General features: G+C 67.3%; 10 protein-coding genes. 8 read left to right on the top strand and 2 right to left on the bottom strand.

Translation table 11 applies throughout. The annotated features are described in order from the left end of the window. The first annotated feature begins 26 nt into the window (after positions 1–26). The 4 genes from thiE (at position 27) to J7I92_RS03160 (ending at position 5,241) form a co-directional block, all read left to right on the top strand. Complete coding sequence (thiE, locus tag J7I92_RS03145) at positions 27–707, top strand: thiamine phosphate synthase (protein ID WP_214837227.1); 681 nt, start codon at positions 27–29, stop codon at positions 705–707. 65 nt (positions 708–772) lie between these two features. Continuing rightward, positions 773–2,260 (top strand): RNB domain-containing ribonuclease, encoded by a 1,488-nt coding sequence (locus J7I92_RS03150; RefSeq protein WP_214837229.1) that lies wholly within the window; start codon positions 773–775, stop codon positions 2,258–2,260. Between the two features lie 321 nt (positions 2,261–2,581). Continuing rightward, entirely contained in the window at positions 2,582–4,360 is a 1,779-nt protein-coding gene (locus tag J7I92_RS03155; RefSeq protein WP_214837231.1) for a DEAD/DEAH box helicase, read from the top strand. Positions 4,361–4,368: 8 nt separating this feature from the next. Continuing rightward, positions 4,369–5,241 (top strand): site-specific DNA-methyltransferase, encoded by an 873-nt coding sequence (locus J7I92_RS03160; RefSeq protein ID WP_214837233.1) that lies wholly within the window; start codon positions 4,369–4,371, stop codon positions 5,239–5,241. A gap of 13 nt (positions 5,242–5,254) precedes the next feature. Here J7I92_RS03160 and J7I92_RS03165 read toward each other — a convergent pair whose 3' ends face one another. Beyond that, a complete protein-coding gene (locus J7I92_RS03165; protein ID WP_214837235.1) occupies positions 5,255–6,103 on the bottom strand; it encodes a PHP domain-containing protein in 849 nt (282 codons plus the stop codon). Positions 6,104–6,199: 96 nt separating this feature from the next. Here J7I92_RS03165 and J7I92_RS03170 point away from each other — a divergent pair, with 96 nt between their 5' ends. Next, complete coding sequence (locus tag J7I92_RS03170; protein WP_214837237.1) at positions 6,200–7,789, top strand: aminopeptidase P family protein; 1,590 nt, start codon at positions 6,200–6,202, stop codon at positions 7,787–7,789. A 93-nt stretch (positions 7,790–7,882) separates the two neighbouring features. Here J7I92_RS03170 and J7I92_RS03175 read toward each other — a convergent pair whose 3' ends face one another. After that, complete coding sequence (locus J7I92_RS03175; protein WP_214837240.1) at positions 7,883–8,779, bottom strand: general stress protein; 897 nt, start codon at positions 8,777–8,779, stop codon at positions 7,883–7,885. A 76-nt stretch (positions 8,780–8,855) separates the two neighbouring features. On the opposite strand from J7I92_RS03175, the gene J7I92_RS03180 reads away from it, so the two are divergent. The 3 genes from J7I92_RS03180 to J7I92_RS03190 are packed head-to-tail and all read left to right on the top strand — an operon-like array spanning position 8,856 to position 11,975. After that, the gene (locus J7I92_RS03180; protein WP_214837243.1) at positions 8,856–10,139 is read left to right on the top strand and encodes a magnesium transporter MgtE N-terminal domain-containing protein; all 1,284 of its coding nucleotides are present in this window, start codon (positions 8,856–8,858) and stop codon (positions 10,137–10,139) included. Further along, entirely contained in the window at positions 10,120–10,836 is a 717-nt protein-coding gene (locus tag J7I92_RS03185) for a DUF1003 domain-containing protein (RefSeq protein ID WP_214837246.1), read from the top strand. Before J7I92_RS03180 ends, J7I92_RS03185 begins: the two co-directional genes overlap by 20 nt. A gap of 11 nt (positions 10,837–10,847) precedes the next feature. Beyond that, entirely contained in the window at positions 10,848–11,975 is a 1,128-nt protein-coding gene (locus J7I92_RS03190) for an Mrp/NBP35 family ATP-binding protein (protein ID WP_214837249.1), read from the top strand. The last annotated feature ends 54 nt before the right edge of the window (positions 11,976–12,029 follow it).

Here is a 12,029-nt window from a genome sequence, read left to right on the forward strand (position 1 = left end):
CAGTTTAGAGGAACTAGGCTGGTGCCATGACCCAGCAAGCCCTCCTCAGCAACGCCCGCCTGTACCTTTGCACCGACTCCCGCGCGGACAAAGGTGATTTCGAAGACTTCGTTGATGCCGCCTACGCGGGTGGCGTGGACATCATCCAGCTCCGGGACAAGAACCTGGAAGCCGCCGAAGAGCTCGAACGCCTCGAAGTGCTCCAGGCTGTTGCCCGCCGCCACGGCCGGCTCTGGTCCGTCAACGACCGCGCGGACATCGCCTCGCTTTCCGGCGCGCCGGTGCTTCATATCGGGCAGAAGGACCTTCCCCTGCCGTCGGCCCGGAAATTCCTCGGCAACGACGCCGTGATCGGCCTGTCAACACACAGCACCGCCCAGATCGATGCCGCCGTCTCCGCTGCAGCGGGCCCCGGCGGACTGGACTACTTCTGCGTGGGGCCGGTCTGGGCCACTCCCACCAAGCCGGGCCGAGCCGCCGTCGGCCTTGACCTGGTCCGTTATGCCGCCGCGGCCAGCGCTGCCGGGGAAACCGACGGATCCACGCTCCCGTGGTTCGCCATCGGTGGCATCGACCTGGGCAACGTTGAGCAGGTGGTGGCTGCCGGAGCGCAGCGGATCGTGGTGGTGCGTGCCATCACCGAGGCCGCCGACCCGGCCGGCGCAGCCAAATCCCTGCTTGAGGCGCTCGACGCCGGCCCGTCCTGACGATACGGCCCTGATCGCCGCCGACGGTCAAGACTAATGGCGCAAATCGAGCTAACCTGACTTTCGTGTCACATCATCGCCTGACTCCGAGTGTCCACGAACAGACCAACCGTCTGGCCGAGGCGCTGAACGCGCTGCGCACGGAGCTTGAGCTGCCCGGGCCTTTCCCGGAAGACGCACTCCGGGATGCGTTGGCCGCCGTCGATGAGCACAGGATGCCGGACCTGGACTTCACGCACGTGGAGTTCGTGACCATAGACCCGGCGTCCTCCACGGACCTGGACCAGGCGCTTTTCATCGAACGCACGGGCGAGGGCTACAAGGTGTTCTACGCCATCGCCGACGTCCCGTCCTTCGTGGCACCGGGCGGACCGCTCGACGCCGAAACGCGCCGCCGGGGGCAGACCTTCTACGCCCCCGACGGCCGGATTCCGCTCCACCCGGAAATCATCAGCGAAGAGGCCGGCAGCCTGCTCGCCGGCCAGCTATGCTCCGCGTTCGTCTGGGAGTTCGAACTCGATGCGGCAGCCCGCGTTCAGTCCGCGGTGCTGCGCCGGGGCAGGATGCGGAGCCGGGCCAAGCTCAGCTACAAGGAAGTCCAGGCCGATCTTGACTCCGGCCGTGCCGCTCCGGTCCTTCAGCTCCTGAAGGAGGTGGGACTGAAACGCGTCGAGCTGGAACGGCTGCGCGGCGGCGCCAGCCTGAACATGCCGGAGCAGGAAATCCAGCAACTGCCCGACGGCGGCTACCGCATTGTCGCCGCACCCTCCCTTCCGGTGGAGGACTGGAATGCCCAGATTTCGCTCATGACCGGCATGGCGGCTGCGGAACTCATGCTGGAGGGCAAGGTCGGGATCCTGCGCACCATGCCGTCCCCGGATGAACGGTCGCTGCTGCACTTCAAGCGGCAGACCAACGCGCTGGGCAGGCCCTGGGACGGTGAGGTGAGCTACGGGGATTACCTCCGCACCCTCGATCCCACCGAGCCCCGGCAGCTGGCCATCATGCACTCCGCCGGCATGTTGTTCCGCGGCGCCGGCTACACGCCCTTTGACGGCACGGTGCCGGAGGACGCCATCCAGTCCGCCATCGGGGCGGCCTACGCGCACACCACGGCCCCGCTGCGGCGGCTCATCGACCGCTTCGTCCTGGTGATCTGCGAGGCACTGAGCAACGGCGGCGCCGTTCCCGGCTGGGCCCGTGAAGCGCTCCCGTCCCTGCCGGAGATCATGGCGGCTTCGGACCAGCTGGCGTCAAGAATGGAACGCCTGGCCCTGGATACCGTGGAAGCCGCGCTCCTGGTCAACCACATCGGGCAGGAGTTCGACGCAGTGGTCATCAGCGGTTCGAAGCCGGGCAAAGCGAACGGAAACGGCGGCAACGGGAACGGCAACGGACGGAACGGAAACGGACCGTCCGGCACCATCCAGATCGCAGACCCGGCCGTGACCGCCCGCTGCCCGGGTGAACTCGAATCCGGCACTACGGTGCGGGTCAGGCTGATCTCGTCCGACATCGCGACCCGCGAGATCCGTTTGGAGCTCGTGGACTGATTCCTGGCCTGTTGCGGGCTGCCTGCGGGCAGATTGTGCGCCGTGGCCCGGGCGTCAGTCAGTGGTGACTGCGGTCAACGGCTAGACTAAAGGGGTAGTAATGGATGCCCGGTCGTTGATTTCCATGATTTTCGAATTCAACAAGCCCGCCCCTACGCGATCTTGAGATACACCCGTTGGTCCCCAGTGCCAGCAATTAGATAGCCCGCGATCGGCTTCCACTGGATTTGCTTGCGCGCCCGAGCGTGCTCCGGAACGGCCTTGCGGCCGGCCCCGTTGAGCAGGCAGCGCCAATGCCCAAATGAATAAGGAAACTCCACTGTGAGTGAATTGCACACGCACCAACTGCTGACTGACGACACCGGCACGGAAACGATCGAGCCGGAAGAGACCATCATCTCGGACGAAAAACCGCACGAGATCGCGGAGAAGTCCTTCGCCGACTACAACGTCCGCGCGGACATCGTGGAATCGCTGGCCGATGCCGGGATCACCCACCCCTTCCCCATCCAGGCGATGACACTGCCCGTGGCCCTCAGCGGCCACGACATCATCGGCCAGGCCAAGACCGGTACCGGCAAGACCCTCGGCTTCGGCATTCCCGCCCTGCAGCGCGTGGTGGGCCGGGGCGATGCGGGCTTCGAGAAGCTGGCAGTCCCCGGCGCCCCGCAGGCGCTGGTCATTGTGCCGACCCGCGAACTCGCAGTCCAGGTGGCCAAGGACCTGGAAAACGCCTCCCGGAAGCGCAACGCCCGCATTGCCACCATCTACGGCGGCCGCGCCTACGAGCCGCAGGTGGAAGCCCTGCAGAAGGGCGTCGAAGTGGTGGTTGGCACGCCCGGCCGCCTGATCGACCTCTACAAGCAGCGGCACCTGAGCCTGAAGAACGTCAAGATCGTGGTCCTCGACGAGGCCGACGAAATGCTGGACCTCGGCTTCCTGCCCGACGTTGAGACGCTCATTGCCGGCACGCCCCCGGTCCGCCAGACGCTCCTGTTCTCGGCCACCATGCCTGGTCCGGTCATCGCGATGGCCCGCCGCTACATGACCCAGCCCACGCACATCCGTGCTGCCGATCCGGACGACGAGGGCCTCACCAAGCGGGACATCCGCCAGCTGATCTACCGAGCCCACAGCATGGACAAGATTGAAGTGGTGGCCCGCATCCTGCAGTCCCGCGGCCGCGGCCGCACCATCATCTTCACCAAGACCAAGCGCACCGCCGCGAAGGTTGCCGAGGAACTCGTGGACCGCGGGTTCGCCGCGGCCGCCATCCACGGAGACCTCGGCCAGGGCGCCCGCGAGCAGGCCCTGCGTGCCTTCCGCAACAACAAGGTCGACGTCCTGGTGGCCACCGACGTCGCGGCACGCGGCATCGACGTCGACGACGTCACGCACGTCATCAACTACCAGTGCGTGGAAGACGAAAAGATCTACCTGCACCGCGTGGGCCGCACCGGCCGCGCCGGCAACAAGGGCACCGCCGTGACCTTCGTCGACTGGGACGACATGCCCCGCTGGGGCCTGATTAACAAGGCACTGGGGCTCAGCGTTCCCGAGCCGGTGGAGACGTACTCGTCCTCGCCGCACCTCTTCGAGGAACTGGACATCCCCGAAGGCACCAAGGGCCGCCTGCCCCGCGACAAGCGCGTTCTGGCCGGCGTGGACGCCGAGGTGCTTGAGGACCTCGGCGAGACCGGCAAGAAGACTGGGCGTGGCAGCGCAAGGGACGACGGGCGTGACAGCGGGCGTGACAGCGCCCGCGGCGCAGGCACCGGCGGCGGGCGTTCCGGCGGCCGTACTTCCCGCCGCAGCGACTCCGCTGGCAGCCGCGAGGGCGGCAATCGCGAGGGCGCACGCTCCAGCGAGGGTGCCCGCTCCGGTGAGCGCCGCCGTCGTACTTCCGACAGCAGCGCAGCAGCCGCTCCGTCCGCCGAGGCAGCCCCCGCGGCCGCAGCATTTTCCGCACCGGCCGAGGCCGCGGTTGACCGGGCCACCCGTGCCCGCCGCCGTACCCGCACGCGCCGGCGCAACGGCGAGGTAGTGGGCGGCGGCAGCGCGGCGCAGGACGGCTCGCAGCCGGGCAACGCCGAGGCCTAAACCCCTCAATGACTGACACCGTCTGGGCGCCGGACGGCAGCAACCTGGTGGTACACGCGGACAACGCCGAGTACCTCCCCACGCTGCCGGACGGCGCCTTCACACTCATCTACGTCGACCCGCCCTTCAACACGGGCCGCGCCCAAAGCCGCCAGCAAACCACCATGGTGCGCAACGCGGAGGGCGGCGGGGACCGGGTCGGTTTCAAGGGGCGCTCCTACGACACGATCAAGGGCGCCCTGCACAGCTATGACGACGCGTTCAGCGATTACTGGTCCTTCCTGGAACCCAGGCTCGTGGAGGCATGGCGGCTGCTGGCTGAAGACGGCACGCTGTACCTGCACCTGGACTACAGGGAAGTGCACTACGCCAAGGTGATGCTGGACGCCATCTTCGGCCGCGAATGCTTCCTGAACGAAATCATCTGGGCCTACGACTACGGCGCCCGCGCCAAGTTCCGCTGGCCCACCAAGCACGACAACATCCTGGTGTACGTCAAGAATCCGGCCAGGTACCACTTCGACAACGCCGAGGTGGACCGGGAACCGTACATGGCGCCCGGCCTGGTCACCCCGGAAAAGAGGGAACTCGGCAAACTGCCCACGGACGTCTGGTGGCACACCATCGTCTCCCCCACCGGCAAGGAGAAGACCGGCTATCCGACGCAGAAGCCGGAGGGCCTGATCCGCCGCGTGGTGGCCGCCTCAAGCCGGCCGGGCGACTGGTGCCTGGACTTCTTCGCCGGCTCGGGCACCCTCGGGGCCGTGGCCGCCAAGCTGGGCCGCAAATTCGTCTGCGTGGACCAGAACCAGCCCGCCATCGACGTCATGACGAAGCGGCTCGGCACGAAGGCGTCCTTCATCGCCCATCCGCCCAACTAGGTAGCAGCAGGTGTCAGGGGCGGACGACGGCGGTGCCCGTGCCCAGTTCCTCGATCCGTGCCAGGACTTCGGGCGAGGTGAGGTTCTCGCCCAGCAGGTTCGGCTTGCCGGTGCCGTGGTAGTCGGAGGAGCCCGTCACCAGCAGGCCATGCTCTTCGGCGAGCGCACGGAGGTAGTCCCGGCCGTCCTCCGGATTGTCGCGGTGCTCGATCTCCAGGCCAACCAGTCCGGCGTCGATCATTTCCAGATAGGTCCGCCTGCCCACTATCCGGCCGCGGGCGGATGCCACGGGATGGGCGAACACGGGTACGCCTCCCGCCGCCCGGACCAAGGCCACTGCGACGGCGGGATCGGGGGCGTAGTGCTGGATGTAGTAGCGGGACTGTGAGGTCAGGATCGAGCTGAAGGCCTCGGTCCGGTCCGCCACCACCCCGGCGGCCACCAGGGCATCGGCGATGTGCGGGCGGCCCAGGGTTGCGCCCGGTGCCACGTGGTGGATGACGTCGTCCCAAGTCAGCGGGTAGTCCTCGGCCAGGAGGGTGACCATGCGTTCCGCCCGGGTCAGGCGGGCGTCCTTGGCCTTCGTGATCTCCTCCAGCAGGCCCGCATGCGCCGGGTCGTGCAGGTAACTGAGCAGGTGCACGCTGATGCCCTCCGCCGTCCGGCAGGAAATCTCCATGCCCGGCACCAGGGCAACCCCCTTCGCGCGGGCAGCGTCAGAGGCTTCCGCCCAGCCGTCGGTGGAATCGTGGTCGGTCAGGGCCACCACGTCCAGGCCTGCCGCCGCCGCGGCCGCCATCACCTCCGCCGGCGTCTCCGTTCCGTCGGAAACATTCGAGTGCGCATGCAGATCAATCCTCACATGCCCAGCCTAGTAGATCGCCGGTGCGGGGGCCGGTGCAGGGGCCGGTGCAGTGTTCGGTGGCCCCTGCCACGCCGCTGGTGAGACGATGGGACGGTGAACGATGCAGAAAACACCTACAGCGGTGAACCGACAGCTAACCAGCCCCTCGAAGAGCGCGTCAACAACCGCTCGCAGCGGCCCAGTTCCGACGCCTTCAAGGCCTTCATGGCCAGCAACTGGGCGCCGTCGACACAAGAGCTCCCGGACCGGGACGCAGTGGCCGACCATGCCGCCACACGGCGCCGCGCCATTTCGGACCTGTTCAAGGGCGAGCGCCTGGTGGTCCCCGCCGGGCCGCTGAAGGTCCGTTCCAATGACTGCGACTACCGATTCCGCCCCCACTCCGGGTTCGCGCACCTGACCGGCCTGGGGCTGGACCATGAGCCCGACGCGGTGCTCATTTTCGAACCGGCGGAAGAAGGAAAGGGCGACGACGGCGGGAACCACCGCGCCACGCTCTACTTCCGGCCCCTCGCCGGGAGGGATACGGAGCAGTTCTACGCGGACTCCCGCTCCGGCGAATTCTGGATCGGCCCCCGTCCCACCCTCGCCGAGTTCGAGCGGAGGCTGGGCCTCGCCACGGCCCACATCGACGAGCTCGAACTCGCCATCACCAAGAACGTCGGTGCTCCCGAAATCGGCGGCATCTCCATCCGGCTGGTGCGCAAGGTGGACGAAAACATCGACGCCCTGGTGGACACCGCCCGCTACAACACCGCCAAGGACCCGGAGAACCTGGACCTGGGTGTGCTGGATGCCCTCGATGAGAAGCTCTCGGAAGCCCTCTCCGAACTCCGCCTGCTCAAGGACGACTGGGAGGTCGAGCAGATGAAAACCGCCGTGGCCGCCACGGTGGAAGGGTTCACGGAGGTGGTCAAGGCCCTCCCCCGCGCCCTGACCCACGTGCGCGGTGAACGCGTGGTCGAAGGCGCATTCTTCGCCCATGCCCGGGAAGAGGGCAACGAGCTGGGATATGACACCATCGCAGCCTCGGGCAACAACGCGACAGTCCTGCACTGGACGCGGAACACCGGCAAACTGAACGCCGGCGAACTGCTGCTGCTGGACGCCGGTGTTGAAGCCGATTCCCTCTACACCGCCGACATCACCCGCACGCTGCCTGCCAACGGCACGTTCACCGCGGTTCAGCGGAAGGTCTACGAGGCCGTCCTGGACGCAGCGGACGCCGGCTTCGCCGCTGCGCAGCCAGGCACGCGGTTCCGTGACATCCACACTGCCGCCACCACCGTCCTGGCTGAGCGCCTGGCTGAGTGGGGCCTGCTTCCCGTGTCGGTGGAGGAAGCCATCAGCCCCGAAGGCCAGCAGCACCGCCGCTGGATGCCGCACGGCACCAGCCACCACCTCGGCCTCGACGTGCATGACTGCGCCCAGGCGAAACGCGAGCTCTACCTGGACGGCGTCCTCACGCCGGGCATGGTGTTCACGATCGAACCCGGGCTGTACTTCAAGAACGAAGACCTCGCGATTCCCGCCGAATACCGCGGCATCGGCGTCCGCATCGAGGACGACATCCTGATGACAGCCGACGGTCCGGTGAACCTCAGTGCCGCCCTCCCCCGGAAGGCCGACGATGTCGAGTCCTGGATGGCGGGCATCTACCAGGAGATCGACCACCGCCCCTAGCACGTCCGTGCCAGTCGCAGGTCCTTGCAGTGGCAGGACACGCAAAAGGCTTCCGCCGGGATCGTCCGGACGGAGGCCTTTTGTGTTGCCGCGCTACTGCTGAGGGCCTCCTTCGGCAGGCTCCTGCCTGGGGCCGTCCTCCTGTTTCGGGGCGTCAGCCACGCGGATGCCGTACTGCGGCCGGCCGTCGGGGAGGTCCGGGTAACGAACCGCGGATGCCGGCGCCGCGGGGTGCTGGGCGTGGTCCTCCGACGGTGCCTGCGGTCCGTGGCCGGGCGCCGGGGCAGCCTGCGCGCCGGCGGACGGCTGGTTTCCGCCCTCAGGAGTCCTTTGGCCGTAGGGATCGTTCCAACCGGCGGGGCGCTGGGGGCCTGTTCCCTGCTGCGGACCGTACTGGTGTCCGGGCTGCTGGTACGGCTGGTTCTGGGACTCATGCTGGCCGTACGACTGGCCGTAGGATCCGGCACCAGCGGAGGCGTCCGACGTCGTCATGGGCAGTTGCTGCAGCAAGCGCCGCGCCTCGTGGGACGCTTCGAAGGCCACCACGACGTCATAGTTGGTTGCCACTACCTGGCTGGTCGAGGTGAAGTCGCGCTTCCCGCGCTGCATGGCGTAGGTGACGATGCCGAAGAGCATAAAGAACGCCGCGCCCATGAGCACCGACGTCACAATGGAGAAGTAGCCGCCGGTGGGCGAGAAGAAGGACAGCATTACGCCGACAAACAGGCCAAACCACATGCCGCTCAGTGCGCCCGACAGCGCGACCCGGGGGTAGCTGAGCCGGCCGGTGACCCGCTCCACCATTTTCAAGTCGTTGCCCACGATGGACACGAGCTGGACGGGGAACTGCTGGTCCGCGAGGTAGTCCACCGCCTTTTGGGCGTCCAGGTAGGAGGTGTAGGAACCAACAGTGTCACCCGTCGGAACCGTACGGAATTCATCCGGCCCGGTCGGGGCACCAGCCTTGGGAGCACCAAAAATGTTTGACATACCTCCATTCTTGCCCATCCGGCTGTGCGCGGGCTGAAATTCAGCTAAAAGAGAGCAGACTCGGTAGCCTGTACAAGTGAGCACAAATCTTTCGCGGGTATTTGTTGCGCGCCTTCTCGGACTGGATGTATTCGACCCCCTGGGCGACCGGCTCGGCAGGCTGCGCGATGTTGTGGTGCTCTCCCGCGGAACCCGCGGTGCGCCCCACGTGGTGGGCATCGTGGTCGAAGTGCCCGGGAAAAAGCGGGTGTTTGTGCCGATGACCCGGATCACCTCCATCGACCAGACGCAGATCATCTGCACCGGCCTGGTCAACCTCCGCCGCTTCGAACAGCGTGGCGCCGAAACACTGGTGGTGGCCGAAATGTTCGACCGCCGGGTCACCCTGGCCGACGGCAGCGGCGACGCCACCATCGAAGACATCGCGATGGACCGGCACCGTTCGGGCGACTGGTTCGTCAGCAAGCTGTTCGTCCGCCGCGGCCACTCCCTCTCACCGCTGAGCCGGCTCCGCCGCAACGAGACCATGATCATCGACTGGGCTGACGCGCAGCAGGGCGCCAGGACGGAACCGCAGGCCGCCACCCAGTTCGTGGCGACGCACGAGGACCTGAAGCCGGCCGACTTCGCCGAGGCGCTCCAGGAGATGAGTGACAAGCGCCGCTTCGAGGTGGCCAGCGAACTGCAGGACGAACGGCTCGCCGACGTCCTGCAGGAGATGCCGGAGGGCGACCAGGTGGAAATCCTCTCCGCCCTCGACGTCAACCGCGCAGCCGACGTCCTTGAGGAGATGGATCCGGACGACGCCGCCGACCTGCTCGCCGAACTCCCGTCGGCACAGGCCGAGGAACTGCTCCAGCTCATGGAACCTGAAGGGGCAGAGGACGTCCGGCGCCTCCTGGAGTACGACGAAGACACCGCCGGCGGCCTGATGACGCCCGTTCCGGTCATCCTCCCGCCCGAGGCCACCGTGGCCGAAGCCCTGGCCCACGTCCGCCGGGAGGAACTCTCGCCAGCCCTTGCATCCTCGATCTTCATTGCCCGTCCCCCGCTGGAGACGCCCACCGGGCGCTTCCTGGGTGTGGTCCACATCCAGCAACTCCTGCGCTTTCCACCGCCCGAGCCGCTGGGCAACCTGGTGGACAAGAACCTGGAACCCGTGTCTGACCAGGCCCACATCAGCGAAGTGGCCCGCACCCTGGCCACGTACAACCTGAACTCGCTCCCCGTCGTCAACGAGGACGGACGCCTTGTGGGGGCGGTGACTGTTGACGACGTGCTTGATCACCTGCTGCCGGATGATTGGCGCGCCCACGATGATGATGCACCGATAAGGAGACTTGGAGGCCGCATTGGCTGATCTCAGCGCACCCCGGAACTCCACCAACCGGCCGGGCAACAGGACCGGCGGCGCGCTGGACACGCCCCTGAGCGGACGCCAGCGGATCCTGCCGAAGCTCTCACCCAACCCTGACGCCTTCGGCCACGCCACGGAAGGCTTTGCCCGGTTCATGGGCACCCCGCAGTTCCTCGTGTACATGACCGTGTTCTGCCTGTTCTGGCTGGCCTGGAACACGTGGGCCCCGCTGGAGTGGCAGTTCGATTCCCGCGAGCTCGGCTTCACCCTGCTGACCCTGATGCTGTCCCTCCAGGCCTCCTACGCTGCCCCGCTGCTGCTGCTGGCCCAGAACCGCCAGGACGACCGCGACCGCGTGTCGCTGCAGCAGGACCGCCAGCGCGCCGAACGCAACCTTTCGGACACTGAATACCTCACCCGGGAGCTGGCTTCGCTGCGCATTGCGCTGCGTGAAGTGGCCACCCGTGACTACGTCCGGGCCGAACTTCGGAGCCTCCTCGAGGACATGCTGGAGGCGCAGGAGGAACTCCGCACGCATGATCCGTCCGGCGCAGGCAGCCACGAAACCCCCAAGGATAAGGTCAAGGAGCGGCTGAAGGAGCGGCGCGAGAAGCAACGCAACCCGCGGACCCAGCAGATTCCCAAGGTGAAGCCGGACGGTCCCGGTTACCCCGCGCACCTCAACTCCCCCGAAAGCTGAGCACTGACTGCATGAGCACCCCCCTGGCCCAGGCAGTGGACGCTGCACTGGCCACTGTCATCGATCCCGAACTGCGCCGCCCCATCACCGAACTTGGCATGGTGGAGTCCGTTGATATCGCTGCGGACGGCCGTGTCAGGCTTGTCGTGCTGCTCACTATCGCGGGCTGTCCGCTGCGCGGCACCATCACCGCGGACTCCGAGGCCGCGCTGTCCTCGGTCCCCGGCGTCACGGGCGTCGACGTCGAGCTTAGGGTCATGACGCAGGAGCAGCGCGACGCGTTGAAGGAGCAGCTCCGGGGCCCCGGCGGCCAGCGCGGTATCCCGTTCAACCAGGCCGATTCGCTCACCAAGGTCTTCGCGGTGGCCAGCGGCAAGGGCGGCGTGGGCAAGTCCTCCGTCACCGTCAACCTCGCCTGCGCCATGGCTGCCCAGGGCCTTCGGGTGGGCATCATCGACGCCGATGTGTACGGGTTCTCCGTGCCGGCTTTGATGGGGATCGAGCAGGCGCCCACCCGGGTGGATGACATGATCCTGCCGCCGGTGGCCTACGGGGTGAAGGTGATTTCCATCGGCATGTTCGTCAAGGGGAACCAGCCGGTGGCGTGGCGCGGCCCGATGCTGCACCGGGCCCTCGAGCAGTTCCTCACCGACGTCTACTTCGGCGACCTGGATGCCCTGTTCCTCGACCTGCCTCCGGGCACCGGGGACATTGCCATCTCCGTGGCGCAGCTGCTTCCGAAGGCCGAGATACTGGTGGTGACCACCCCGCAGACAGCAGCCGCCGACGTCGCCGAGCGCGCCGGCGCCATCGCCACGCAGACGGGTCAGTCTGTGGCCGGGATCGTGGAGAACATGTCCTACCTGGAAATGCCCGACGGCGGCAGGATGGAACTGTTCGGCAGCGGCGGCGGGACTGTGCTCGCCGAACGGCTCACAGCCACCGTCGGTGCGGAGGTGCCGCTGCTAGGCCAGATCCCGCTGGACATCCTGCTGCGCGAGGGCGGCGACGCCGGTCAGCCGATCGTGCTTGGCCGGCCCGAGACGCCGGCGGCGAAGGCGCTGACCGGAATTGCGGGGAAGCTCGCGACAAAGCCGCGGGGGCTGGCGGGGATGAAACTGGGCCTCCAGCCGCGTTGATATTCCCTTCGCGGGGATTGGGCCTCCGCGAGGGTGGAACCCGGCCAGTGGCCG

It is taken from the genome of Arthrobacter sp. ISL-72, assembly GCF_018613755.1.
In the GTDB taxonomy this organism is placed as follows: Bacteria; Actinomycetota; Actinomycetes; order Actinomycetales; family Micrococcaceae; genus Arthrobacter.